This is a genomic window from Rossellomorea vietnamensis (assembly GCF_008180615.1).
Classification (GTDB): Bacteria; Bacillota; Bacilli; order Bacillales; family Bacillaceae_B; genus Rossellomorea; species Rossellomorea vietnamensis_D.
Map to the genome: position 1 here is coordinate 150786 of NZ_VTEH01000011.1, position 25421 is coordinate 176206.

The 25421-nt window shown below is 46.2% G+C and carries 23 protein-coding genes; 18 read left to right on the forward strand and 5 right to left on the reverse strand.

The window, feature by feature from the left end; translation table 11 throughout:
- Positions 1-112 precede the first annotated feature (112 nt).
- The 13 genes from FZC79_RS14185 (at position 113) to FZC79_RS14245 (ending at position 14680) form a co-directional block, all read left to right on the forward strand.
- Positions 113-1318 carry a substrate-binding domain-containing protein gene (locus FZC79_RS14185; RefSeq protein WP_187442799.1) on the forward strand — a complete coding sequence of 402 codons (1206 nt, stop codon included), beginning with the start codon at positions 113-115 and terminating at the stop codon, positions 1316-1318.
- Positions 1319-1423: 105 nt separating this feature from the next.
- A complete protein-coding gene (locus FZC79_RS14190; RefSeq protein ID WP_148947426.1) occupies positions 1424-1636 on the forward strand; it encodes a hypothetical protein in 213 nt (70 codons plus the stop codon).
- A 284-nt stretch (positions 1637-1920) separates the two neighbouring features.
- Positions 1921-2688 carry an ABC transporter ATP-binding protein gene (locus tag FZC79_RS14195; RefSeq protein ID WP_148947427.1) on the forward strand — a complete coding sequence of 256 codons (768 nt, stop codon included), beginning with the start codon at positions 1921-1923 and terminating at the stop codon, positions 2686-2688.
- Positions 2672-3379 carry an ABC transporter ATP-binding protein gene (locus FZC79_RS14200; RefSeq protein WP_148947428.1) on the forward strand — a complete coding sequence of 236 codons (708 nt, stop codon included), beginning with the start codon at positions 2672-2674 and terminating at the stop codon, positions 3377-3379. Before FZC79_RS14195 ends, FZC79_RS14200 begins: the two co-directional genes overlap by 17 nt.
- 11 nt (positions 3380-3390) lie before the next feature.
- Positions 3391-4251, forward strand: coding sequence for a branched-chain amino acid ABC transporter permease (locus FZC79_RS14205; RefSeq protein ID WP_148947429.1), 861 nt, complete (start codon positions 3391-3393; stop codon positions 4249-4251).
- A gap of 4 nt (positions 4252-4255) precedes the next feature.
- Positions 4256-5263: a branched-chain amino acid ABC transporter permease gene (locus tag FZC79_RS14210; RefSeq protein ID WP_148947430.1), complete on the forward strand. Its 1008-nt coding sequence runs from the start codon at positions 4256-4258 to the stop codon at positions 5261-5263.
- A gap of 8 nt (positions 5264-5271) precedes the next feature.
- Positions 5272-5466: a hypothetical protein gene (locus FZC79_RS14215; RefSeq protein WP_187442789.1), complete on the forward strand. Its 195-nt coding sequence runs from the start codon at positions 5272-5274 to the stop codon at positions 5464-5466.
- On the forward strand, positions 5463-6467 hold the full coding sequence (locus FZC79_RS14220) for a 3-oxoacyl-ACP synthase (RefSeq protein ID WP_148947432.1): 1005 nt from the start codon (positions 5463-5465) through the stop codon (positions 6465-6467). Before FZC79_RS14215 ends, FZC79_RS14220 begins: the two co-directional genes overlap by 4 nt.
- A 15-nt stretch (positions 6468-6482) precedes the next feature.
- Entirely contained in the window at positions 6483-7394 is a 912-nt protein-coding gene (phaZ, locus tag FZC79_RS14225) for an intracellular short-chain-length polyhydroxyalkanoate depolymerase (protein WP_148947433.1), read from the forward strand.
- Complete coding sequence (gene fabG / locus FZC79_RS14230; protein ID WP_148947434.1) at positions 7391-8122, forward strand: 3-oxoacyl-ACP reductase FabG; 732 nt, start codon at positions 7391-7393, stop codon at positions 8120-8122. The genes phaZ and fabG overlap by 4 nt, the downstream gene beginning before the upstream one ends.
- A gap of 16 nt (positions 8123-8138) precedes the next feature.
- Positions 8139-9632, forward strand: a complete 1494-nt coding sequence (locus FZC79_RS14235; protein ID WP_148947435.1) for a class I adenylate-forming enzyme family protein — start codon at positions 8139-8141, stop codon at positions 9630-9632.
- An 892-nt stretch (positions 9633-10524) separates the two neighbouring features.
- A complete protein-coding gene (locus tag FZC79_RS14240) occupies positions 10525-13752 on the forward strand; it encodes a BTAD domain-containing putative transcriptional regulator (protein ID WP_187442790.1) in 3228 nt (1075 codons plus the stop codon).
- A gap of 319 nt (positions 13753-14071) precedes the next feature.
- On the forward strand, positions 14072-14680 hold the full coding sequence (locus FZC79_RS14245; RefSeq protein ID WP_148947436.1) for a DedA family protein: 609 nt from the start codon (positions 14072-14074) through the stop codon (positions 14678-14680).
- Between the two features lie 163 nt (positions 14681-14843).
- On the opposite strand, the gene FZC79_RS23210 is transcribed toward FZC79_RS14245, so the two are convergent.
- Complete coding sequence (locus FZC79_RS23210; RefSeq protein ID WP_187442791.1) at positions 14844-15017, reverse strand: hypothetical protein; 174 nt, start codon at positions 15015-15017, stop codon at positions 14844-14846.
- A gap of 240 nt (positions 15018-15257) precedes the next feature.
- On the opposite strand from FZC79_RS23210, the gene FZC79_RS14250 reads away from it, so the two are divergent.
- Both FZC79_RS14250 and FZC79_RS14255 read left to right on the forward strand, forming a co-directional pair.
- Positions 15258-16322, forward strand: coding sequence for an LLM class flavin-dependent oxidoreductase (locus FZC79_RS14250; RefSeq protein ID WP_148947437.1), 1065 nt, complete (start codon positions 15258-15260; stop codon positions 16320-16322).
- Positions 16315-17277 (forward strand): ATP-grasp domain-containing protein, encoded by a 963-nt coding sequence (locus FZC79_RS14255; protein WP_148947438.1) that lies wholly within the window; start codon positions 16315-16317, stop codon positions 17275-17277. Before FZC79_RS14250 ends, FZC79_RS14255 begins: the two co-directional genes overlap by 8 nt.
- Before the next feature lie 111 nt (positions 17278-17388).
- Here the strand turns inward: FZC79_RS14255 and FZC79_RS14260 are convergent, their stop codons facing one another.
- Entirely contained in the window at positions 17389-17889 is a 501-nt protein-coding gene (locus FZC79_RS14260; RefSeq protein WP_148947439.1) for a hypothetical protein, read from the reverse strand.
- Positions 17890-17931: 42 nt separating this feature from the next.
- On the opposite strand from FZC79_RS14260, the gene FZC79_RS14265 reads away from it, so the two are divergent.
- Entirely contained in the window at positions 17932-18573 is a 642-nt protein-coding gene (locus tag FZC79_RS14265) for a vWA domain-containing protein (RefSeq protein ID WP_252183335.1), read from the forward strand.
- An 811-nt stretch (positions 18574-19384) separates the two neighbouring features.
- On the opposite strand, the gene FZC79_RS14270 is transcribed toward FZC79_RS14265, so the two are convergent.
- Positions 19385-20914 (reverse strand): BCCT family transporter, encoded by a 1530-nt coding sequence (locus FZC79_RS14270; RefSeq protein WP_148947440.1) that lies wholly within the window; start codon positions 20912-20914, stop codon positions 19385-19387.
- Positions 20915-21186: 272 nt separating this feature from the next.
- Here FZC79_RS14270 and FZC79_RS14275 point away from each other — a divergent pair, with 272 nt between their 5' ends.
- A complete protein-coding gene (locus FZC79_RS14275; protein WP_252183336.1) occupies positions 21187-23430 on the forward strand; it encodes a bifunctional diguanylate cyclase/phosphodiesterase in 2244 nt (747 codons plus the stop codon).
- A 147-nt stretch (positions 23431-23577) separates the two neighbouring features.
- On the opposite strand, the gene FZC79_RS14280 is transcribed toward FZC79_RS14275, so the two are convergent.
- Together FZC79_RS14280 and FZC79_RS14285 are read right to left on the reverse strand one after the other, a co-directional pair.
- Positions 23578-24474, reverse strand: coding sequence for a manganese catalase family protein (locus FZC79_RS14280; RefSeq protein ID WP_148947441.1), 897 nt, complete (start codon positions 24472-24474; stop codon positions 23578-23580).
- 13 nt (positions 24475-24487) lie between these two features.
- Positions 24488-24706 (reverse strand): YuzF family protein, encoded by a 219-nt coding sequence (locus tag FZC79_RS14285; RefSeq protein WP_148947442.1) that lies wholly within the window; start codon positions 24704-24706, stop codon positions 24488-24490.
- A gap of 466 nt (positions 24707-25172) precedes the next feature.
- Here FZC79_RS14285 and FZC79_RS14295 point away from each other — a divergent pair, with 466 nt between their 5' ends.
- Positions 25173-25373 carry a cold-shock protein gene (locus tag FZC79_RS14295; protein ID WP_113926925.1) on the forward strand — a complete coding sequence of 67 codons (201 nt, stop codon included), beginning with the start codon at positions 25173-25175 and terminating at the stop codon, positions 25371-25373.
- The last annotated feature ends 48 nt before the right edge of the window (positions 25374-25421 follow it).

Genomic DNA, 25421 nt, shown 5'->3' on the forward strand with positions numbered 1-25421 from the left:
GTTTGTAACTCGGTTGTAACTGCCATTATTTATGATGAGGACAGCAGTTGATCTTATTTTGAATGAGGGGGAAACATGTATGGCTTGGAAGCGGTATGGTGTTGCTTTACTGATGGCTTTGCTTGTCGCGGTGTTCATGGTTGGTTGCGGAAATAATGAAGAGGCTTCCGGAACCGAAACAGACAGCGGGAGCGGAGGAGATGAAGCGCAGGAAACGGTGAAAATCGGAGTACTTGCTTCATTGACAGGAGCTCTTGAAGCTTATGGAGATCAGACGAAGAAAGGCTTTGAACTTGGAATTGATTTTGCCACAGATGGAACCGGTGAAGTTGCCGGCAAGAAAATTGAAATCATCTATGAAGATACGGAAACAGATCCTAAGGTAGCGAGACAAAAAGCCCTTAAATTGCTGGAAGAAGATAAGATCGATTTCCTGGTCGGATCTTCAAGTTCAGGTGATACATTGGCGGTTACGCCGCTGGCGGAAGAATACGAGAAGATCATGGTGGTTGAACCAGCGGTCGCAGACAGTATTACAGGCTCTGAATTCAACGAATATATATTCCGGACAGGACGCAACTCTTCCCAGGATGCAGTGGCAGGTGCCGCAGCTATCGCTAAGGAAGGTGTCAAGATTGTCACACTTGCTCCAGACAACTCTTTTGGACGTGACGGTGTAGCTGCTTTTGCGACAGCCGCTAAAGATTTAGGAGCGGACATTGTACATGAAGAATATGCCGACCCGGCTGCGACAGACTTCACGGCTAACATTCAGAAAATCATCAATTCAAAACCGGATTACCTGTTTGTTATCTGGGCAGGGGCAAACTCTCCATGGAACCAGATTGCGGATATGAAAGTGCAGGAGCAGGGAATCAAGATCTCAACAGGTGCGCCTGATATTGCCGCACTTGCCACAATGAAGCCGCTTGTGGGCATGGAAGGCTTCACGGTTTATTATCATGACCTTCCTGATAATGAAGTTAATGACTGGCTTGTTGAAGAACATAAGAAACGTTTTGACGGAGAGGTTCCAGACCTTTTCACTCCAGGGGGAATGAGTGCTGCCATCTCGATTGTGGAGGCACTGAAGCAATCGGAAGGTGATACAGATTCGGCAAAATTAATCGAGACAATGGAAGGGATGAGCTTTGAGAGTCCTAAAGGAACGATGACCTTCCGCGCCGAAGACCATCAGGCTATGCAGTCCCTGTACGCCATCACCTTGGAGGAAAAGGATGGTTTCGATTATCCGGTACCAGTCCTGAAGCGGGTTCTGACACCTGAAGAAACAGAACCGCCAATCTTAAATCAATAACTCTGTAAAAAGTACCCTTGCCAATTATTTGGTGAGGGTATGCATTCTCATTGAATGAGGTAAAGCACTGTCACCAAAAACGCATGCTGATTTTAAGAGAAAGATATGAAAAAGGAACTAAATGATGATATCTATCAACCAATTCATGTGTGCAGTTTTTTTACTATTGTCCTTTATAAAAGGCTCTCTTTTAATGGCTATTTCGGATTAATTGTTTCTTTCAGTAAAATTACAAGTGCCGGAACTTTCTCGGTTAGAGTTGCTCTTTTCTTTCTTGGTTACCAAGATGCTTTAGATGAAATATCCCGAAAATTTTAAAGTGAAGCAACAAAGTTTAATAAAAGGAATTTCTTAAAGATTTTTGTTTTTGAATATTTTATTACTCCATCATACTCATACAGAAGGATTGGAGCGGAAGGCGTACGATCTCCTGCGGGACTAGCGGGACAGGTGAGACCCCGCAGGCGAAGCCGAGGAGGCTCACCGCCCGCCCCGCGGAGTCGTAAGCCTGAAGCGGAAATCCCTTGCTCATAATGCAGCAACCATCTTTTCAAAATGTTGCTTACAATAACACCCTTTACTAAAGAAACGAGGTGAACTCCATGCAAGACATTCTGAAATCAGAAAACCTGTCAATCGATTTTGGCGGCCACCGTGCAGTTAATGGAATCACAGTAGCCATCAAGGAAAAGAAATTCACTTCTGTCATCGGTCCGAATGGCGCCGGAAAGACGACGTTGTTCAACCTGTTAAGCGGACAGCTGTCCCCCACCGAAGGGAAAATCATTTATAAAGGAGAGGACATCACATCCTTGTCCCCGACCGATCGGGCCAGGCGGGGAATCGGCCGTTCCTTCCAGATCACCAATGTATTCCCCAACCTGACCGTCCTTGAGAACGTCCGGCTCGCTGTTCAGTCCCAAGCGAAGGTCCGCTATCAGATTTTTGCCCATTACAAGCACTATAAAGCCATGAAAGAAAAAGCATTGGATTTGCTGGAAGTGGTTCTGTTGAAAGAAAAAGCAGACACGATTGCTATTAATCTGGCTCATGGAGAAAAAAGAAAGCTGGAAATCGCGATGCTGCTCGCACTGGAAACCGATGTCCTGCTGCTTGATGAGCCGACGGCAGGCATGTCTATTGAAGAAGTGCCTGCCATTCTTGAAGTGATTAGAAAAATCAAGGAGCAGGGAGAGCGGACGATCGTCCTGATTGAACACAAGATGGATATGATCCTCGATTTGTCGGATGAGGTGCTCGTCTTGTTTCACGGAGAACTGCTCGCCCAAGGCAGCCCTGAAGATATCATGGAGAATGAAACGGTGCAGTCTGCTTATCTGGGAGGGTTGTATGATGAACACCTTGCTTGAGTTGAATAATGTCCAAACACATATAGGCCAGTTTCACATTTTGCATGATATTTCATTTGAAGTACCTAAAGGTGAGGTGACCGTACTCCTCGGCCGGAACGGGGCGGGAAAGACAACTACCCTGAGGACAATCATGGGCTTGAACCCTGCAACTTCCGGCAGCATCTTATTCAAAGGAGAGGAAATTAACAAGTGGAAGCCCTATATGGTGGCGAAAAAGGGGATCGGCTACGTCCCGGAAGATCAAGGGGTTTTCGCAGATTTAACTGTTGGGGAAAACCTTCGTGTGGCCATGCAAAAGGAGGATGAGACGACGGCAAAGCTGCTGGAATGGGTTCTCGAGCTTTTCCCGGATCTCAAGAAATTCTGGAAGAAGCCGGGCGGCCAGTTGAGCGGAGGGCAGAAGCAGATGCTCGCCATAGCCCGCGCCTATGTGAATGACAATGAACTTCTTTTAATTGATGAACCGAGTAAGGGGCTGGCTCCGATTGTAGTGGAAAAAGTAATGGAAACGATTCAGCAGATGAAAGAAAAAACGACTATTGTTCTTGTGGAGCAGAACTTTATCATGGCAAGCAAAATCGGGGACAGCTTCCATATCATTGATGATGGGCAGACGGTCCATAACGGCATAATGAGGGAGCTCAAGCAGGATAAAGCTTTAATGAAAAAATACCTTGGAATTGCTTAGGAGGTGGAGATGTGGACTTACTTTTCAGCTTAACCATCAATGGATTGGCAACCGGCATGCTCATCTTTTTGCTCGCTGCGGGGCTTACCCTTATTTTCGGACTGATGGATGTCCTTAACTTTGCTCATGGAGGATTGTTCGTCTGGGGGGCGTTCAGCGGTGTCTGGGCCTATAACCTGACAGAATCCTTCTGGGTCGGAATCATTGCGGCGATCATTACCGGCCTCATTCTTGGAGCTGTAACTGAGTATCTGATCATCCGTCCGGTATACGGTAATCACACCCAGCAGATCTTGATCACCCTGGGCCTGATGCTGGTCCTTTCTGAACTGATAAAAGTAGTATTCGGGCCGGACCAGAAAGCGGCAGCCCCTCCTGAATTTCTTGCAGGAAGCTTTATGATCGGGGATGTCATTTTAATTAAATACCGATTGTTCATCATCCTCGTGGGACTGATTGTATTTGCCATTACCTACTTTATTTTAAAAAGAACAAGGATCGGCCTGATCGTCCTGGCCGGCGTCATGAACAAGGAAATGGTTCAAACGCTTGGTATCAATATCCAAGTAGTCTTTACTCTTGTCTTCATGGCAGGGGCAGCCATGGCCGCACTCGGCGGGATGCTGATGGCTCCTTATTCGGGTGTGATCTATGCAGAAATGGGGCTGGAGTTCGGAATCCTCGCTTTCATCGTGGTGGTCATCGGCGGGATGGGAAGCTTCCCTGGATCACTCCTGGCAGCGATTCTGGTAGGGCTGGCTCAAGCCTACATGGCTTACTATGTACCGGCACTGTCGCTCGCTGTCAATATGCTTCTAATGACTGTCGTCTTGATTTTCAGGCCTCAGGGACTATTTATGGTGAAGGGGTGAAACAATGCAGTCATTGCGCATGAACCACAGTACATGGATCTATCTTGTCATCGCCCTTCTGCTCGCGGTTCTTCCCTTTATGGTGAGTGGAAGAAGCCTCTTGTTCCTAGTGATGCAAATTTTCATTCTCGGCATTTTCGCGATGAGCTATGACTTGCTGCTCGGGTATACAGGAATTGTTTCGTTCGGGCACACAATGTTCTTTGGCATCGGGGCCTATTCCACAGCTGTCATGTTTAATAAGCAGGAACCGACACTGCTGACGCTGCTGCTTGGCATTGTCATTGCAGTCGTGGTGGCAGCCATTGTCAGCTTCATCGTGGGTGTCCTGACACTTCGTTTGAAAAGCCATTTTTATGCGATGTTGACCTTGGCATTGGCGGGACTGTTCCTGGTTGCTGCCGAAAAGTGGCGGAGTGTAACCGGCGGAGCGGATGGATTTACGTTTTCCATTCCCGATATATTCAAGGACCGGACGACTCTTTATCTGACCTGCCTCATTGTGATGGTACTTGTCTTTTTTGGTCTAAAACGCTTCACTGAATCACCGCTGGGCAGGGTGCTTCTTGCCATCCGGGAGAATGAGGGCCGGACAGAATCACTCGGGTACAAAGTGCTTCATTACAAAGTAATTGTCAGTGTCGTTTCAGGAGTCGTCGCAAGCATTGCCGGGGTGTTATATATGCTGTCGCTCCGATTTGTCGATACGAGTGTATTTGCCACTGATGTCACGCTGGATGCTTTGCTGATGACGATCATTGGGGGAGTCGGCACATTGATTGGACCGATCATCGGGGCCGCACTGGTGGAGTTCGCCCATCACTGGCTGTCGGATCTCTCAGGTGTTCACTGGATTTTTGAAAGGTGGATCATTCTTTTCGGAACGGTGTATATACTCGCCGTCATCTTTTTTCCAAAAGGGATCGCCGGTACACTGCAAGAGGTTTTCAAAAAAAGGAGTGCAAGAAAGCGTGAAAAACCAGTGAAACCTGAAAAGAATATAGCCCGATAAAGGAGGATATGATGAACCAGCTTATCACATCGTTCATTGTCCGCTGCCATGTGATTGAATCTCATCAGCGGGATTACAGGATTAAGTTGACGCATGTTCAAGGAGAAAACGAAATTTCATTTGATTCTTTTGAAGATGCAATGAATCATATAAAGCAGACAGTCGAAGGATTGCAAAAATTACCAGAGGAGGACCGGAAATGAATGCCGGAATCAAAGGGCTGGGTGTATACATCCCCCAGCGGAAAATGACGGCTGCGGAGCTCGCGGAAAAAGCAGGGATGCCGGAGAACATTGTCATAGAGAAACTGGGAATCAAAGAAAAGCCGCTGCCGGGTCCCGATGATCATACATGCCAGATGGGAATCGAGGCAGCGCGGGATGCGATCAATAAAACAGGGGTGGATCCAGCCTCCATTGATATGGTGATCTATATCGGCGAGGAGTACAAAGAATATCCTCTCTGGACCGCAGCCATAAAGCTGCAGGAGGAGATAGGAGCCGTCAACGCGTTTGCCTTTGATATGGCACTGCGCTGCGGCACGACGATCATGGCGGTTAAGATGTCCAAGGATATGATGATAGCAGACCCAGCTATTAAAACAGTACTGCTGGCAGGGGGCTATCGAAATGTGGATTTCATAGATTATGAGAATCCGAGGACGAGGTTCATGTATAATCTCGGAGCAGGTGGAGCGGCGATGATTCTCGAAAGGGATACCGATCAAAACATCATCCTCGGCAGCCATATCATCACCGACGGATCCTTTTCAGAAGATGTGGTCGTTCCGGTTGGCGGCACAAAAAGCCCGTTGAATCCAGAAGCCCTGGAAGCAGGACTTTATCAATTGGATGTCCTTGATCCAGAAGGAATGAAGGCGCGCCTGGAAAAGAAATCGATGGAGAATTTCCTGAAAGTGATTAGAATCGCGCTTGAAAAGAGCGGATGCACCCAGGAAGACATTGACTACGTCGCAATTCTTCATATGAAAAGATCCGCCCACCACTATGTGCTGAATGAACTGGGGGTCAGCCCTGATAAATCTATCTATCTTGAAGACTATGGACATATCGGGCAGATGGACCAGATCATTTCCCTTCAGCTTGCAGAAGAGAGAGGGATGCTGAAGCCGGGGGATATAATCGTCCTGGTGAGCGCAGGGGTAGGTTATGCATGGGGAGCAAACGTCATTCGCTGGGGATGAAAGGAAGGGGAAATTATGGCGGAAATCACGTTGAAGGAAGTTTCATTACAGAACGGGGAAACGATTGGATACCGAGAGCGTGAAGGCGGCAGCCAAACGGTTGTGCTTGTTCACGGCAACATGACGTCGTCTGCTCACTGGGACCTTGTACTTGAAAATATGGATGAAAGATATAAAGTATATGCGATTGATCTGAGAGGCTTCGGCACCTCCTCTTACCACAGGCCGATCCATTCTATTAAAGATTTTTCTGATGATGTAAAAGGGTTTGCGGATGTTCTGGACCTGAGCGGCTTTGCCCTGGTTGGCTGGTCTCTTGGAGGAGCCGTCTGCCAGCAGTTCTGTATCGATTATCCGGACAGGTGCAGCAAGCTTGTGCTTGTCGCCTCTGCATCTACAAGAGGCTACCCGTTTTTCGGCAGCAATGACCAGGGACTTCCGGACCCGGAAAAAAGATTGAAAACGCTGGATGAGGTAAAGCGCGATCACGGAAAGACTCTCCCTGTCCAAGGTGCTTATGACCAGAAGAACCATGAACTGCTGAGAGCGATATGGAATGCGCTCATCTACACCAGTCACAAACCGGAACCGGAGAGATATGAAAAGTATCTTGATGATATGTGCACACAGCGGAACTTAGCCGATGTCTATCAGGCTTTGAATACCTTCAATATCAGCAAGCATGACAACGGATTAACGAAAGGAAACGGTGAAGTCGACACCATTGACATCCCAGTTCTTGCCTTAAGGGGAGACCGGGATCTTGTGGTCACAGAGAGAATGACCAAGGAATTGGTTGAGGATTTTGAAGGCAGGGTGAAGTTCATAGAAATGAAGGACTGCGGGCATTCACCGCTGATTGATGATTTGGATGGGCTCTTGCGGCATATGGAGCAATTTTTGGAGAGGGAGGAACAGAAAGCATGAGCAGACTGAGAGGCAAAACAGCTGTGATCACCGGGGCGGCTAACGGCATCGGACTTGAAGCGGCCCGAACGTTCAAGCGGGAAGGCGCAAACGTTGTGATCGCCGATTTTAACGAAGAGGCAGGCAAGAAAGCGGAGGAAGCGAATCCAGGAGTCGTTTTTGTCAGGGTGGATGTTTCGGACAGGGATAGTGTCGACAGCCTCGTCCAAACTGTCATCGACCGTTTCGGAACCATCGATATCCTTATCAATAATGCGGGCATCACAAGAGATTCCATGCTCTCAAAAATGACGAGCGAGCAATTTCAGCAAGTCATCAATGTGAATTTAACGGGAGTATTTCATTGCACACAGGCCGTATTGCCTTACATGGCAGAGCAGGGAAGCGGCAAAATCATCAACACTTCTTCTGTAACGGGTACCTATGGCAATGTTGGACAGACAAACTATGCGGCAGCCAAGGCCGGGGTGATCGGCATGACAAAAACATGGGCAAAGGAGCTTGCCAGAAAAGGCATCAATGTCAATGCAGTGGCGCCGGGTTTCACTGAAACAGCCATGGTTGCCGAAGTTCCGGAAAAAGTGATTGAAAAAATGAAAGCCCAGGTTCCGATGGGACGCCTAGGGAAGCCCGAGGATATCGCCAATGCCTATCTGTTTCTGGCGAGCAGCGAATCAGATTATGTCAATGGCCATGTTCTTCATGTCGATGGAGGAATCATGATGTAGAAGAGGAGAGAGTGGAGTGAGCTATGAAATCGATTGGGTGAAGAGCAGGTCTGACTTATTTCCAGAAAAATGCGCTGTCATTGATTCCGTTACACAGGATTCCTGGACCTACAAAGAACTGAATGAGCGCGCATCCCGGCTCGCTGGCCTGTTTCTGGCACAGGGAGTTGAAAAAGGTGACCGTATTGCACTTTTTTCTGAAAATCATATAAGTTATTTCGATTTTCTGTTTGCCTGTTTAAAAATAGGAGCAGTTTTTGTGCCGTTGAATTGGAGGCTTTCGACCGACGAACTTCAGTTTGTGGTGTCTGACGCAGCTCCAGTGATCATGGGGGTGCAGTCCTGTTTCATTAAACAGGCAAGCGGGCTTCAGGAGGATTTTTATTTAATAGAAGTGGACTCCAATAACTACCTGGACCAATTTCCAGCTGTTGACAGGCTGCGCAAACCTCTTCTGCAGGAGTTCGATCCGCTTGCGATGATCTATACCGGCGGCACTACGGGACAGCCAAAAGGGGCGGTTCTCTCTCATCGTTCGATCATGTGGAATGCCGTAAACACCATCGTCAGCTGGAATCTCACAGATAGGGATACCACGATGACATGCATCCCGATGTTCCATACCGGCGGCCTGAATGCTTTGTCGGTCCCCGTTCTGATTGCGGGCGGAACGGTTGTTTTATCACCAGGATTCGAACCTGAACAGGCAGTGAAGGACCTTATCAAATACAAGTGCTCCATCGTCCTGTTTGTTCCGACCATGTACCACATGTTGACGAGAACAAAGGAGTTCAAGAGTGCTAAGTTTCCGGACATGAAGGTCTTTTTGTCTGGAGGGGCTCCTTGTCCCATGGGCATCTATGATGTTTTCAGCAGCAAGGGACTGGCATTCAAAGAAGGATACGGATTGACTGAAGCGGGACCGAATAACTTTTACATCGATCCCCGGGAAGCCCTTCAGCGAAGAGGCTCAGTAGGGAAGCCGATGCTGTTCAATGCTGTGAAGGTTGTGAAAGAAACCGGAGATGAAGCAGATCCTGGTGAAGTAGGCGAGCTGTATCTGCGCGGCAGCCACCTGTTTGAATACTATTGGAACAAAGAAGAAGAGACGAAGGAAGTGTGGAGGGACGGCTGGTTTCAAACAGGAGACCTGGCCATGAAGGATGAAGCTGGCTACTACTATATCGTCGGCAGGAAAAAAGATATGATCATTACGGGCGGGGAAAATGTCTATCCCTTGGAAATTGAAAACTGGCTCGAATGCCATGAGACTGTAGAAGAAGTCGCGGTCATCGGAATCCCTGATGACAAATGGGGAGAAAAAGTAGTGGCCTTCATTACGGCTGGCAGCCCTGGCCTTACAGAAGAAGTTCTGGTGAATTACTGCAAGAAAAAACTGGCGAAATACAAAATACCAAAAAACTTCTATTTCATTGACGAGCTCCCGAAAACCCATGTGGGCAAAATCAATAAAAATGAGCTGCGGAAGAGTTTGGATAAGGTGACGTAACGAAGCATCCCGCCACACTAGAATGTGGGCGGGTGCTTTTTGTGTAAGAAGGAGATTGTCGGGAAAAAGTGGATTTTTAGGATGCTGGTGTGTTCGGTAAGGGTGAAAAATGGTGGGGTTAGCTGGGAAACATGCCAAAAAAGTGGTGGCCCTCTGAAAAATATCAAGAAAACCACCGGATATTGGCCCGCAAATCGAGTTTACGGGCCGTTGAGATCAAGAGAACCACCGGATGTTGGCCTGCAAATCGAGTTTACGGGCCGTTGAGATCAAGAAAACCACCGGAAGTTGGCCTGCAAATCGAGTTTACGGGCCGTTGAGATTAAGAAAAGGACCGGGTGTTGGCCCGCAAATCGAGTTTACGGGCCGTTGAGATCAAGAAAAGGACCGGATGTTGGCCCGTAAATCCAATTTGCGGGCTGTTGAGATTAAGGAAAGCACCAGATGTTGGCCCGCAAATCGAGTTTACGGGCCGTTGAGATCAAGAAAACCACCGGATGTTGGTCCGCAAATCCAGTCAAAAAGGCCAATTCTGGTATAGACGTCCAAAAAGGATTTTAGTGTCTTTTAGCGAATTTACATAAGAAGGTAATATTTCGGTACAAGCCATGAAAGTCACTGCATATATTTTTATAGAGGCCATTCTGGAATGGTGTTCTTAAAAGATAAGAAAGTATAAAATTTCAGTTTGAAAATTAGGGAGCGTTCTGAATCCAGCTCCAGCGCCCGAGGGTCCGTACCCACTGGAACGGACTTACCCCCTCGGGATCAAATAACCCAAAGCAAATAAAAGTAAAGCCCGCTTTTTTTCTCCAGGGAACATTTGCCTGTCGGAGCTAAACAGCGCATGCACTTCTTAAATGAAATCACAATAGAGAAAGGAGGAAAAGAGATGGGAGTCATACCGGTGATCCAAAGCCAGCTGATGCCGCCGCCTGTGAAAGAAAGTTTTATGAGGCGTGCCAACTTACATAAGAAACTCGCCTCCATTCCTCACTATCCCCTGACCATTCTGCATGCAAGGGCAGGCTATGGAAAAAGTACCGCTCTTACCCTTTTCGCCCATGATATCAAGGTTAATTCCTGCTGGTACTCCATTTCCCCCAACGATGATGACATCATCCCTTTTTTAACAAAATTCGTCCATGCTGTAAAAGCCAAGTATCCAGGTTTCGGTGCTGCAATTCTGACTGAACTTCAAAAGCTGCACAACCATATTAGTGATGAACAATTGTGGTCGCTGATTTCGATGGTCGTGAATGAAACGATTGGTTTGCAAACCCCGGTCGTGATCATATTGGATGATTACCATCATGTTCAAAAATCCATGGTCATCGAGAAATGGATGAAGCATTTCCTGGAGTACATCCCTTCCAATCTGCATGTGGTCATCTCCAGCCGCAGCAAGCCTTCATGGGGACTGCTGACATCCCTTAAGGTAAAGGGTGAATTGCTTGAAATTACCCAGGAAGACCTCATGCTCAGTTCTGGAGAAATTGAACATCTTCTGGAAGACAGCTATGAAATTACGATTGAAAGCCAGGATTTGGAACGGATTCACCATCTGACGGAAGGCTGGGCCATAGCCGTGCATATGCTGGCCGGAAGTTTTCGGAATGGAAATTTTTCAGGGAGCTTTCTGGAAAATCGTTCGGAAACCCTGCAGGACTTGTTTGATTTTTTAGCCTTGGAAGTATTATCGAAACAACCCTTTGGGCATCAGGAGTTTTTATTGAAAACAAGCATACTTGATGAACTTTCTCCGTTGGTCTGCGATGCCTTGCTGGACACGGTAGACTCGGATTCTGTTTTAATGAAGCTGTCTCAGCAGAATGTTTTCATTCAAGAGATAGACGGAAGGAAGTACCGGTACCATGCGCTATTCAAGGAGTTTCTGCAAAATCAGCTGAAAATGAAGAATGCGGAGGAGCATGCAAGGCTCAACCGGAGGGCTGCCCGTTACTTCGAGAAAGAAAATATCGAGAATGCGGTCTATCATTACCTGGAGGTGGCTGAATATGAGCGGGCTGCTCATGTCATCAGCCAAAGCGGGAAGGATCTGCTGCAGAAAGGGAAGCTGCAAACGCTATTGGACTATCTGAAACCGATTCCTGAAGTGCTGAAAAATGATTTTCCGATTCTATGGTTCTATCAGGGGGAGATCAGCCGGCTGCGTTCTTCCTACGAGTGGGCGGAATCCTGCTACAAAAGGGCGATAGAAATTGGAGAAACTATCAGAGATCATTATTTAATGAGTATCTCACTGGAGGGGGTTGCCCGGATCTACCTTGATACGATCCAGCCGGATAAGGCAGAACGGGTCCTGCAGAGGGCTATTAGTTTAAGGGAGCGTTCCGATGGAAGCAAGGAAGAAATGGCAGAGCTGTACCATCTCCTTTCAGAAAACCTGCTCAATTCGGGACAAGCCGTGAAAGCCGAGAAATGGTATGAACGGGCTGAAGCGTTGAACCTGCCATTGGAAGAAGGAAATTTGAAGGCGCGGATTTACTTGCGCACCGGAAGGCTTAATAAGGCGAGAGACCTTCTTTTTAAAAAAAAGAACAGCACGAAAGATACCGGCATCGTTCACTTGTCACAGTCTCATAGGGAAACGGAAATTCTGTTATCGATTATTGAGGCTTTCAGGGGCCGCGCGGAAGAAAGCAAAAAGTACGCAGAGCAAGGGATGAAGCTCGGGATGGATATCCAGTCACCGTTTGTAGAAGCATGCGGCTGGATGAGGATGGGGCATGCCGTCCAGCTGATCGAGCGCTATGAATCGTATCTGGCCGAGAAGTGCTATAACACAGCCCTTGATATTATGGATACGATTGATGTGCCAAGGGGAAAGGCTGAACCTTATATGGGGCTGTGCATCCTTCTGGGAACACAGGGGCAGTATGAAAAAGCGATAGAAGCAGGTCAAAAAGGCTTATATGAGACAGAGAGAGTGAAGGATGTTTGGTTATCCACACTAATTCAGCTTTGTATGGGGATAGCGGGGATTTACTGTGAAAAATATGAATCTGCTTATCAGGTGCTGGTTGAAGTCAGAAGCCAGTTTGAAGAATGCGGAGATCGTTACGGGATGATGCTTACTTCCTTTTGGAAGGCGTATGCTGCCTATGAAACAGGAAAAGAAGAAGTATTCACCCAAGAGATGAAACAGTTCCTGACCGAAATGCAGGCAGGGGACTATCAGTATTTCCTGAAAAGAAGGACAACATTCGGCCCTGCTGATATCCAAAATTTTGTCCCTCTGCTGGTAAAAGCCCAAAAACATAATATTCACAGTCCATCGATCTCTGAACTTGGAATGGGCAGCATGGACAATCATCCAGGATATACATTGAAGGTGTCTGCCCTGGGGAAATTCAGGATCCATTTAGGCAATCGGGTTGTTTCGGAGAGTGACTGGCAGAGGGGAAAGGCCAAGGAATTATTTGAGTTTTTTATAACAAATAAAAATAAGTTGGTTGGTCGTGAGGAGATCTTCCGGGAAATCTGGCCGGAGCAGGACGAGGACGCGGCCAGCCGCAGTTTCAAAGTTTCATTGAATTCCCTTTTGAAGACCATCGAGCCGCACCGTAAAGCGAGGGAAGAATCCTATTTTATCAGAAGGAACGGAGCTTTCTATGGAATCAATCCTGATGCTGTATTTCAATTGGATACCGTTTTGTTTGAGGAGTGGGTGACCGAGGGGTTGACCGAGAAAGATCCTTTTCAGGCAAAGGAGCTGCTGGAGAGGGGCCTGAAGCTGTATGAGGGAGACTATTTGCCGGACCACCGTTTTGCTGACTGGTGCCTGACGGAAAGAGAACGCCTTCAGGTCCTCTTCCTGCGGGCCGCTGAAATGCTCGCACAGGTGTCGGTCCGGCTGTCGGACTTCGAAACGTGCATCCATTGGTGTGAAAGAATCCTGATGGAGGAAGATACATGGGAAGAAGCATACCGGCTGCTGATGTTCTGTTACTATCAAAAAAACAATAGACCGCAGGCAATCAAGTGGTACGGCAAATGTAAAAAAGTGCTGAATGCCGAGCTGGGCGTCGAGCCAATGGAACCCACAAAGGAAATGTACCGTATGATCACCCAAGCAGCCGACCTCGAGATCTGGTGATGCGGCACGAGATCTGGAGCGGGGAGACCCATATACTGAAACACACTGAAGCGCTAAGAGGGACCGTTCCTCTTAGTGCTTCAATGCGTTACAGTAGTGAAAGGGACAGTCCCTCTTAGTGGTTTAAAGCACTAAAGTTCCACTAACTTACTGCTAAAAATATATTGCTCTTTTCAGGGACCTGGGTAACAATAGACGAGTAGGTGAGGGGTTTTAAACTCTGGCTGTAAGGGAGAGGAAAGAGAGAAAAATTGAAGAGAACTCCAAATATATTTGCAAGTTTTGAAAAATATGATCATTTGATATAAAGGAGATTCACATGGAAAACTGGCTGATGGAGATTATCAACAACTTTGGGTACGGCGGGATATTCCTTTTAATCGCTTTGGAAAATATATTTCCGCCGGTGCCTTCTGAGATCATTCTAACTTTTGGGGGATTTGTCACGACTACATCAGATTTAACCATAACGGGTGTCGTCATTGCCTCCACGCTCGGCTCTGTCATCGGAGCGGTTGTTTTATACGGGCTTGGGCTGCAGCTTGATGTCGAACGGATGGAGAAAATTGTGGATAAATGGGGGCATATCCTCCGGCTGACGAAAAAGGATATCCACAGGGCGGATGCGTGGTTTGATAAGTATGGATACTGGTCTGTTTTTTTCTGCCGTTTTGTGCCGCTGATCCGCAGCCTGATATCGATTCCTGCAGGGATGTCGAATATGAAGTTTGTTCCGTTCCTGATTTTTACTACGGCCGGAACCTTCATCTGGAATATTGTGCTGGTGAACCTTGGTGCCAAAGTAGGGGCTTCCTGGGAACAGATTGTTCATTATATGGATATCTACTCGAACATTGCTTATGCTGTCATCGCTGTGCTGGGGATTGCGTTTTTGGTTTTCTTCTTCTTCAAGAGGAAATCCTCGTAGCATATAGAAACTATTAAAGAAGCATAAAAAATAAGGGAGATCTTTTTTGCTTTAAAGCGCTAAAAGGGACAGTCCCTCTTAATGCTTTAAAGTAATAAAGGATTTATACTGAGAAAGGCGTGCTGCTCATACCATAGCTGCACGCCTTTTGTATGGCTTTCTTTCATGTCCAGTCAAAAATGCTTCCAATCCCCCTGATCAGGTACCACAGGATGCGGAAAGGCAGGACGATCAATTCAGGAATCCAGATAAGTACGTCCCCAACCGCATCCCAGAATGTGTAGGTCCCTTCTGATTTTTTTCTTATTCTGCGTTCCTTTCTTTTTCTTACAAACACTCTTCATCCTCCATTCAGCACTCTTTAACTATTATTTTATATACTTTACTTCTTTATTAATTCTCCCAAACAATGGGTTTTTCCTTCTAAGTGACAGTCACCACCCGGTTTTTGTCGAAGGACTTTTACCCAAATCCGCTTTAACTGATTGACAATTCCTTCAATTTGCAATATTATCATCTTTAAAACCGACCTGATTGGTGGGAATAGTCGAGTTTAGTGAGTGGAGGAGAGAAAATCATGAAATTTGGTTTTTGGTTACCGATTTTTGGAGGATGGCTGAGGAATGTTGAGGATGAAAACATGCCGGCCACTTATGAATATGCCGAGAAAGTTGCTAAGTCAGCGGAAGAGTGGGGTTACTCCACGACGTTGATTGCGGAGCTTTATTTAAATGATATAAAAGGACAGAAACACGATTCTCTGGAGGCATGGACGACGGCTGCGGCATTGGCTGCAGCGACTGACAAACTGGAAATTATGACAGCAATCCGCCCCGGTTTTCATAATCCTGCGGTTGCGGCGAAGATGGCGGCAAACATCGACAATTTGAGCAAAGGCCGCTTCACCTTGAACGTCGTGTCCGCATGGTGGGCGGAAGAAGCGCGCCAATACGGCGGTGTGTTCACGGAACATGACGAACGGTATGACCGCACCAGAGAATTCATAGATGTGTTAAAAGGCCTTTGGACAGAAGATTCCTTCTCGTATCAAGGCGACTTTTATCAACTGGAGGAAACCAAGCTGTTTCCGAAGCCTGTCCAGAGACCGAATCCAATTCTCTATGCCGGCGGTGAAAGTGAAAAAGGAAAATCTACTATTGTGGATAAATGCGATGCTTATGTAATGCATGGGGGAACGGTTGAAGAAATCCAGGCGAAAGTAGCGGATATGAAATCGAGGAGAGAACAGACGGACAATCCTGAGCTGAGTTCCTTTGGAATGGCGGCCTATGTCATTTGCCGTGATACCGAAGAAGAAGCGCAGGAAGAGCTCGATAGAATCACCGATGTAAAAGAATCCGACGCTTACTCCGGCTTTAAGGATTTCACAAGCAAGTCCCAGCTTGAACAGCAGATTCAACTGCAGGACTACTCCGTTTCCAACAGGGGTCTCCGCCCGAATCTGATCGGCACGCCGGAACAAATCGCCGACAGGATCCTGAAATATGAGGATGCAGGGCTGGATTTGCTTCTTCTTCAATTCTCACCGCAGCTTGAAGAGATGGAGCGTTTTGCCAAACAGGTCATGCCATTGGTGGAAGAAAAACGAAAAACAGCAGAGGGAGTGCTTTCCGTTGAGTAAAATATATGTAATCCATGAAAACACAGAGTGGACAGTTCATCTGACAAAACGATTGGAAGAACTGGGCCTTCCATATGAAGAGTGGCATCTGGGCGAAGGGACTCTCGATCTTTCGCAAGAGCCCCCTGAAGGCATTTTTTACAGCAGAATGAGTGCCTCTTCCCATACACGGGGAAACCGTTATGCCCCGGAATATACTGCGCAGGTACTGGCGTGGCTTGAAGCACATGGCAGGAAGGTATTCAATGGCAGCCGTGCACTCCAACTCGAAGTCAGCAAGGTAAAACAGTATCTGGAATTGAGCAAGCAAGGAGTAGAGACGCCTAAGACCATTGCGGCAGTAGGGAAAGAGCAGATCCTGAGAGCGGCTGAATCTTTTGAAGGCAGACCGTTCATCACCAAACATAATCGTGCCGGAAAAGGTTTGGGCGTGCAGTTGTTCCAAAACCTCCAGTCTCTTAAGAACTATGTGGAGAGCCCGGATTTTGAGGAGCCGGTAGATGGAATCACCTTGATCCAGGAGTACATTTCTGCGCCGGAAAGCTTCATTACGCGCTGTGAATTTATCGGAGGCAAGTTTCTCTACGCCGTCAGGGTCGATACGTCGGAAGGGTTTGAGCTTTGCCCTGCGGATGCGTGCTCTATCGGAGATCTATTCTGCCCTGCGGGAGAAGAGCAGCCGGAAGAAAAGCCGAAATTCCAAATCATAGACGGGTTCTATCACCCTGTACTTGAAAAATACGAGAAGGTTCTCGCCGCCAACGATATTCAGATCGCTGGAATTGAATTTATCTTTGATAAAGAAGGCAATGTCTATACGTATGACATCAATACCAATACAAACTACAATTCTGATGCTGAAGCAAAAGCAGATAAATATGGAATGCTGGAGCTCGCCGTTTTCCTGGCGCAGGAATTGCAGAAGCTCGAGCAAAATGAACAGGTTGTCATCTGAAAAAATGCCTTTCCCGCGAGAAGCCGGGAAAGGCTTTTTTACGTAGATTCACTTTAGTGCTTTACAGTACGAAACGGGACAGTCCCTCTTAGTGCTTTAACGTAAAAAAGCTCACCCTGTCAGCGGTTTTAGGCTGAGGGAATCAAGGGCCTGGTTCACATAGTCGAGGTCATGGATCTCCTTCTCCAGGCAGAACCGGATAACCAAATCATAGGTGTCGCTGAATGAAAGAGAATATCCTGCTGCGGCTAATAAGTCCTCGGCTTCCTCTATCCCCAATTCCAACGCCAAGGCCAGCGCAATCGCGGTATTCCTGCCGACACGGTAGCCCGGCTTCGACCTGATTTTTGAAAAGTGCTTCCGGTCTATGCCGGCTCTTCGATAAATGTCTGGATCAGTAAATCTACTTTCATCAATTAAGGCAAGCAGTTCCTCTCTGAATGAAGGCTGCTCATTGGTGCTGATAAATTCCTCTAATTCACTATTTTCAATGGGGGCCTCAAGCTTATAATCCAAGTTGCTGTCAGATTCACAGACATCAATCTGAGGCGTCACCTCTTGATAAAAATGGACGTATTCCTTCAGCTCTTTTAAAAAATGGAGATCAAGCATGAAATCAGCCTCCTAAAATGTCGCTTTGCAGGCGACCAAAATATGGGTTTGATTAGTTATGATTATATCATCAAGAAGTTGAAGGAGATGGATGAAATGAACAAAAATTTAACTGAAGTGGTATTTTTGCTGGATCGAAGCGGTTCGATGGCAGGACTTGAAAATGATACGATAGGCGGTTTCAACGGATTTGTGAAAAGACAGGAGCAGCTGGATGGAAAGACTGTCATTACGACGGTTCTCTTTGACGATGATTATGAAGTGCTTTGGCAGGGGAAACCGGCGGAAACCGTGAAACTGACGGAGAAGGAGTATTACGTCAAGGGCTGTACGGCCATGCTTGATGCGATTGGTAAAACGATTGCCGAAGTCGGTCACCGCCTCTTTCAAACACCAGAAGGCGAAAGGCCCGGCAAAGTGATCTTTGCCATCACAACGGACGGCCATGAAAATGCAAGCGTTGAATTCAGCTATGAAAAAATAAACGAAATGATTCGTCATCAGCGGGAGATATACAATTGGGAGTTCATCTTCATGGGAGCCAACATCGATGTTGTCCAGGAAGCAGAGAACATCGGGATCCTTGCCGAAAGTGCCTATGAGTTTGAAGCATCAGAAGAGGGAGTGGAGAAGATGTACTCGAAGATGTGTGAGGAAGTCTCGCAGATGAGGGGTAAGCATTGATGGATTCCTCATTAGCGGTGCGGTATTCGATAGACTGCAGTATAGTTATACGGCATCAACTTCTACAAATAGCAGCCATGATGCAGTAAAACCTGCGTTTAAACAACATCAACATCAATACAAAGTAATTATGATGCGGTAAAAACAGCGTTTAAACGGCATCAACTTCTAAAGTAGCAGCCGTGATGCAGTAAAACCAAGTTTTAAACATTAACTTCAACAACAAGCAACCGTGATACAGTAAAATCAGGTGTTAAACAACATCAACATCAATACAAAGTAATTATGATGCGGTAAAAACAGCGCTTAAACAGCATCAACTTCAACAAAAAGCAGCCATGATGCAGTAAAACCTGCGTTTAAACAGCATCAACATCACCAAAAGCAGTTGTGATGCAGTAAAACCAGGTGTTAAACAACATCAACATCAATACAAAGTAATTATGATGCGGTAAAACTAGCGTTTAAACAGCATCAACATCACCAAAAAGCAGCTGTGATGCAGTAAAACCTGCGTTTAAACAACATCAACTTCAAAACAAGCAAATATGATGCAGTAAAACCAGCACTTAAACAGCATCAGCTTCAATACAAAGTAATTATGATACCGTAAAACCAGCGTTTAATCAGCATCAAAACTACAAAACCATACATGATAGAGTAAAAACAGCCCCAAACAAGTCTGTAAAACAACCATTCCATCAAGCAAATGGCTAAAGACCATCAACCTGAGCAAGAGTCACAGACTCCTCTAAAAAAATGCCTTTCCCAAAACCCGGGAAAGGCATTTTCAATTGAAGAGGCCATAGCCTCAATCTGTACTTTTCACCTGTTCTGCATAGAGCTCCTTTGAAACCTTAGGCGCAAGCCAGAGCATCGGCAGCAGAAGTATCGAGACTGGAACAGCCGTAACTACGATAAAGCTTTGAAGGGCATCGATACCGCCATTGCCGATATACAGCAGGATGGCAGCAATTGCCCCCATCAGAATCGCCCAGAATACACGCAGGGAAACCTTGGGATCTCCTTCACCAGAAACAGCCATTGCAATGGTGTAAGACATCGAATCGCCTGTGGTCACGACGAAGACGATGGTCAATAGCAGAAATAAGGGGGAAATGATCGCAGCCAATGGCAATTGCTCTGTAATGGCAATCATGGCTGCCGGCATTCCGCCGCTTGCTAATTCTGATGAGACAGACCCTGGATTTTGCATCTCATAGAAAATTCCGGATCCGCCGACAACGGTAAACCAAAACGTTGTGACAATGGGAGCGATAACCGCAATTGCCACGATGATCTGGCGGATCGTCCTTCCTCGGGAAATCCGGCTGACCAGAATCGCCATCATAGGTCCGTATCCGATGAACCAGCCCCAGAAGAACACAGTCCAGCCGCCAAGCCATCCTTTGTCTCCCCTGTAGGTGCTGATTTCAATGAAATTGCTCACATAAAATCCAAAAGACGAGATGAATGAATCCAGTATGAACCATCCTGGGCCGAAAATAAGAACGAACACGATCAAACCGATTGCCAGGCGGACATTAAAGTTACTCAGCATTTGAATTCCTTTGTGAAGTCCTGTGGCTGCGGAAATCGTGGATACCACCACTAAGCTGATAATAATCGCCAGCTGTGTGGAAAATTGATCCGGGATGCCGAACAAAGCGGACAACCCATAGCTTGCCTGCAACCCGAGAAATCCGATAGGCCCGATTGTACCTGCAGCCACCGCGATGATTGAGAAAGCATCAATGATGGTACCGAGAAAGCTTGTCCTTAATTTTTCCCCAAAGATGGGATATAAAATTGTACGGGGTTTCATCGGCATTCCTTTATGATAATAACCATACATCATAACGACCGCACTTAAAGTACCTAGGATAGCCCACGCAAGGAACCCCCAATGCATATAGCTTTGAGCCAGAGCCGGCATGACGGCTGCTTCAGTCTGAGCTTCGATCCCCCCTTGTAAAGGAGGAACCGTCATAAAGTGATACATCGGTTCGGCAGCGGCCCAGAACACGCCTCCGCCGGCAAGCAATGTTGCCATAATGATCGACAACCATTTGAATGTACTCATTTCCGGTTTTTCAAGAGATCCCAATTGAACACTTCCGTACTTGGAAAAAGCTATATATAATGCCACAAGGAAGTGTAACAGCATGAGGACTTGCCAGAATGCCCCGAAGTAGTTTGCTGACCATTGAAAACCGTTGTTCACAAAGGCAGTCAATGAATCAATGCTGATAAATCCTGCAATAACGAATGCAATCAGTAACCCTCCACTGATGGCAAACACAGGCCAATCAATTGCTGATGTGTGTTTCTTAGATGTCATAATTTAACTCCTTTAAATGTAGTCCTTTAGTAAACAGAAATTCCTACTATGGCATAGATATCTTAAGCTTGTAAAACAAAACAACTTAAGGCTTATGTTTAGATTGCCGTTTGTTCTATCAAAAAATACAAGATGCCGACCATCAATTGAAGAAAAAAGCGGAGCAGGAAGTGGGATGTCTTGATTTCACCTTATTATTTTTCAATTTAAGACGATATTATAGATAAGGATTGATTTTAATCACAAAACTTTACATATGGGAGTCCAACATAGTGGGTTATCAAACGAACACTTCATTTAAAAATATTGTGCTGATTGTTATTTTTATCCAAATACTGCAGTTGATTTTAGGATTATATTTTCCAGTCGAAAGTTTCCCTAATTTAATCATGCAGGTGGCCTTGACCATTATGACCTTAGGGTTGGTCTATTACATGCTCAAAGGAATTTTTAAGGCGACGAAAGAAGTGGGAGAGAGCAACCAGAAGCTGAACCATATCTTTGAATCACTGGATGTTGCCATCTGGTCGCACGATATGAAATCCGACAAACTGCTGATTACTCCGGGAATTGAAAAATTATATGGAAGAAAGCAGGAAGAATTTTATAACGACACTCTTTTGTGGAAAAAGGTCATCCATCCTGACGACATGTACACTCAGGAAGACCGAAGGAAAATGATTCAGTCTGGCCGCTCTTGTACAAGCACCTACCGGATCATCAAGCCGGATGGAAATGTGCGCTGGATTCAAGACAGGGGAATTCCGACCTTGGATGAGAAAGGAGATCTCATTTATTTTTCCAGTGTGCTGTTTGATATCACTGACCGAAAAGAGAGTGAGGATCAGTACCGGAGTCTGGTTGAGATGTCGCCCGATATTATTTCTGTCATCCGCAACGGGAAATTCATCTATATGAATGCTGCGGGAAGCAGGGTGCTTGGCACGGAAGACCCTTCTCAACTAATCAATAAGGACGTCTCAGAAATAGCGAGTGAGCAGGATATTCTATTGATAAGGGAATCTGCAAATCAGTACAATGGTTCTGCTAAATCGGAAAATTTGATATTCGAAATAAAAGCAGCACGTATGGATGGTGCCGTTATCGATGTAGAAGTGTCCATGATGCCCATTTTATATGGAGGAAAGTCTGCGGTCCAATTGGTGGGGAGGGATATCACCCAGCGAAAGAAATCAGAAGAAACCATCCGGGAGATGGCTTATTACGATACATTAACCGGCCTTCCGAACCGCAACATGTTTAAGCAGAACCTGAGCACCTTCATTGAAAAGGAGGTTTCACAATCTTTTGCAGTGTTGTTTCTCGACCTTGACCGCTTTAAAGTAATCAATGATACAAAGGGTCATTCCACCGGCGACCTATTGCTTGTCGAAGTGGCAAAACGCTTGAAAGCCGTCATCGGACAAGAGGGTGAGGTATTCAGGCAGGGCGGAGATGAATTTATCATTCTTTTGGAGAACAGCAGGAAGGAAAAGGTCTCCTGCCTTTCTCAGAACATTTTAGATAGCTTTGTGAAGCCGATTAAGGTTACCGGACAGGAGTTCTTTGTGACGCCAAGCATCGGCATTAGCATGTATCCCGTTGATGGCACTGACCAGGAAACATTGATCAAGCATGCGGATACGGCAATGTATTTGGCGAAAGAGCGAGGAAAAAACAATTTTCAGTTTTACAACGAGAGTTTAAATAGGAATACGACCAGGAAAATGGAACTTGAACAAGAGTTAAGAAAGTCACTCGAACTCAACCAGTTTATGCTCTACTATCAGCCAAAAGTGAATCTTGAAACGGGCAAAATTCTGGGAGTGGAAGCCTTGATCCGCTGGGATCATCCCACCCTGGGAATGGTTCCGCCGGGAGAATTCATCCCGCTCACAGAAGAGACGGGTCTGATTGTGCCGATAGGAAAGTGGGTTCTCCAGGAAGCCTGCAGGCAAAGTAAAGAGTGGGAAAAAGGGAAAGCCGGCTCGATTCAGGTAGCGGTCAACATTTCAGTAAGACAGATCCTTGATGATGATTTCGTGGATTTTGTACAAGGTGTTTTAAAAGAAACAGAACTCGATCCCCGTCTACTAGAGCTGGAAATTACAGAAAGCATCATGCAGGACTTTAAACGATCGTCCGAAATCCTGCACAAATTGAAAGAGATAGGGGTGTCCATCAGTATCGATGACTTTGGAACCGGCTACTCTTCCTTAAATAATTTACGGTTCCTTCCCATTGATCATATCAAAATTGATAAGTCCTTTGTGGACGATATCACCGATCACTCCAAGCATTCTAAAAATGGATCGATTGTAAAAACAATTATCGATCTGGGACAAAACATGAATTTCACCATAATTGCCGAAGGGGTGGAAGAGGAAGCACAGGTGGATTTTCTCCTGAAAAATGCATGTCATATCGGGCAGGGCTACTACTACAGCAAACCACTGCCAGCCGCCGAACTTGAAAACTACATCAAAACCCGGCAGAAGTTCCTTTCGGAAGAATAACGCACCACCGGGCGAAAAGGAACAGTCCTTTTTTATGCACTTCCGCTTTAAAGTAGTAAAAGGGACAGTCCCTCTTCATGCTTTAAAGCATGAAAGCACCCCGCTTTTTTTGGCGGGGTGCCTTTTCGTCTTTGCTGCAGCAATGCTTCACAAGTTTTCCATCAATCGTTTAGCGATTCTTTCATAATCATCACGGTCAATGCCAGGCGCAAACTCTTCAGGCAGGTCCTCAAGGTTGGGAATCGGTGCTCCTTTAGGTGATCCTTCTTTGACCTCAAGCCTCTGTCCGCTTTCCGGATTGGTGCCTTTCCAGATCTGGCGGATATCGGCATAGTCCCCGACATCATTCCACGTGTAAAGAATATTTCCAATGCCCTGATCTTCAAATTTCCTGGCGTGGTCAAACTTACGGTTGGAAAGGTTGGGGATCGGGACCATCTTTTTCACATCCACACCCGTGACAATTTCCAAGGCTTTCGCATATGCAAGGACATGAGTGCCGCCACGCACCAGCAAGTATCCGATCATCTCCCGGGCTGTTTCATTTTCGGTCATCTCGTAAACCCTCATTTTATGTGTTCGTGCACCGACCTCCAAAAAGAAGTTGTGAAGAAGGTCAAGCACCAGATTGCCGCTGGTGAAAACATTGTCGCCTGTCCAGGGACGCCCCATTGAATCACCCGCTAAAGCAGTTTGGGCGGACGCAATGAATTGAAGGGTATTCCGGCTGTCCTTTCCTTCACGCAAAGGTGTGACATCGGGGTCCCCAGTGTAAAAAGTGTTACCCCTTGATAGCAGATTGATGGCATTCGATACGAGCTCCACATGTCCGAACTCCTCGGCCGTAATGCTGGCAACAAGGTCATAGAATGGCTTCAGTTTGTCTTTTCTTCTGAAATTGAAGGACTGGTACATATAATTATTCAGCGTTGACATTTCCCCGAATTTTCCACCCAAAAGCTCCTGGACGGCGGCAGCTGCATTGGGATCTCCATGTTCAGGGACGGGCAGGTCGATCAACAACTTATTCTCGCGCTTGAACATATACCTTCCTCCTTTATCCTCTTGGAATGACCCAAACGATTTGCTGAGTGCGGATAAAGAAAGGTGATCCGCCTGACTCGACTACAATATGATCCGGCACCACATTCGAAAGCTTCCCGGAAACAGTCCCCCGGGTAGTCTGTACGGAAACCATACTGCCGATAATCCCGGACAAAGTCTCATAAACATAAGGATCATAACTGCTCACAAACGCAATCTGCTGTTCATTCATGATGTCATCGCTCCCTTATAAAAACTTTAACAATTATTCATATGACCCAAGAACTCCGGTTAGACATGAAGAATCAGAAGGGGGAGACCGCTTCAATGCGTTAAAGCGCTAAGAGGGACAGTCCCTTTCAACACTTTAAAGTGCTGAACATATTTTTGATTTGGAAATTGGATGGCGTTTCTTAATCCAGCCCCTCGGGATCAAATAACCCCTGGAGAATAAAAGGGAAGACCGCCTTTTTTCTCTTTGGAACATTTGCCTGTCAGGGCTGAAAGGGCCGCTTCTGCTTCTTTTTACCTGTGGGAAAAAATAGCATTTGCTTTTTTAAAAAATATAAGGTATGATAAGGTTAATTATTCTTGTTCGGTCAGGTTAAGTTAGAAAAGTTTCGAACTTCTCGCTCTTGATGAATTGAGCAACAATAGTAATAAATCGTGGATCAATATCCACACAGGAGGAAATACACATGCAACAAGGTACAGTAAAATGGTTTAACGCAGAAAAAGGATTCGGCTTCATCGAAATCGAAGGCGGAGAAGATGTATTCGTACATTTCTCAGCTATCCAAGGCGACGGTTTCAAAACTCTTGACGAAGGTCAAAAAGTAACTTTCGAAACAGAGCAAGGCCAACGCGGTCTTCAAGCTACAAACGTTAACAAAGCATAATTGTGCAAAGGGACTCTCTTGAGGGTCCCTTTTTTATGTTTATTAATC

What these genes read in the sequence shown, in the direction of transcription:
- fabG (WP_148947434.1), top strand. Translation starts at nt 7,391, where the DNA reads ATGAGCAGACTGAGAGGCAAAACAGCTGTGATCACCGGGGCGGCTAAC.
- FZC79_RS14250 (WP_148947437.1), top strand. Translation starts at nt 15,258, where the DNA reads ATGAAATTTGGTTTTTGGTTACCGATTTTTGGAGGATGGCTGAGGAAT.
- FZC79_RS14200 (WP_148947428.1), top strand. Translation starts at nt 2,672, where the DNA reads ATGAACACCTTGCTTGAGTTGAATAATGTCCAAACACATATAGGCCAG.
- FZC79_RS14295 (WP_113926925.1), top strand. Translation starts at nt 25,173, where the DNA reads ATGCAACAAGGTACAGTAAAATGGTTTAACGCAGAAAAAGGATTCGGC.
- FZC79_RS14240 (WP_187442790.1), top strand. Translation starts at nt 10,525, where the DNA reads ATGGGAGTCATACCGGTGATCCAAAGCCAGCTGATGCCGCCGCCTGTG.
- phaZ (WP_148947433.1), top strand. Translation starts at nt 6,483, where the DNA reads ATGGCGGAAATCACGTTGAAGGAAGTTTCATTACAGAACGGGGAAACG.
- FZC79_RS14215 (WP_187442789.1), top strand. Translation starts at nt 5,272, where the DNA reads ATGATGAACCAGCTTATCACATCGTTCATTGTCCGCTGCCATGTGATT.
- FZC79_RS14270 (WP_148947440.1), bottom strand. Translation starts at nt 20,914, where the DNA reads ATGACATCTAAGAAACACACATCAGCAATTGATTGGCCTGTGTTTGCC.
- FZC79_RS14280 (WP_148947441.1), bottom strand. Translation starts at nt 24,474, where the DNA reads ATGTTCAAGCGCGAGAATAAGTTGTTGATCGACCTGCCCGTCCCTGAA.
- FZC79_RS14210 (WP_148947430.1), top strand. Translation starts at nt 4,256, where the DNA reads ATGCAGTCATTGCGCATGAACCACAGTACATGGATCTATCTTGTCATC.
- FZC79_RS14220 (WP_148947432.1), top strand. Translation starts at nt 5,463, where the DNA reads ATGAATGCCGGAATCAAAGGGCTGGGTGTATACATCCCCCAGCGGAAA.
- FZC79_RS14185 (WP_187442799.1), top strand. Translation starts at nt 113, where the DNA reads ATGGCTTTGCTTGTCGCGGTGTTCATGGTTGGTTGCGGAAATAATGAA.
- FZC79_RS14190 (WP_148947426.1), top strand. Translation starts at nt 1,424, where the DNA reads ATGAAAAAGGAACTAAATGATGATATCTATCAACCAATTCATGTGTGC.
- FZC79_RS14260 (WP_148947439.1), bottom strand. Translation starts at nt 17,889, where the DNA reads ATGCTTGATCTCCATTTTTTAAAAGAGCTGAAGGAATACGTCCATTTT.
- FZC79_RS14265 (WP_252183335.1), top strand. Translation starts at nt 17,932, where the DNA reads ATGGGTTTGATTAGTTATGATTATATCATCAAGAAGTTGAAGGAGATG.
- FZC79_RS14245 (WP_148947436.1), top strand. Translation starts at nt 14,072, where the DNA reads ATGGAAAACTGGCTGATGGAGATTATCAACAACTTTGGGTACGGCGGG.
- FZC79_RS14195 (WP_148947427.1), top strand. Translation starts at nt 1,921, where the DNA reads ATGCAAGACATTCTGAAATCAGAAAACCTGTCAATCGATTTTGGCGGC.
- FZC79_RS14285 (WP_148947442.1), bottom strand. Translation starts at nt 24,706, where the DNA reads ATGAATGAACAGCAGATTGCGTTTGTGAGCAGTTATGATCCTTATGTT.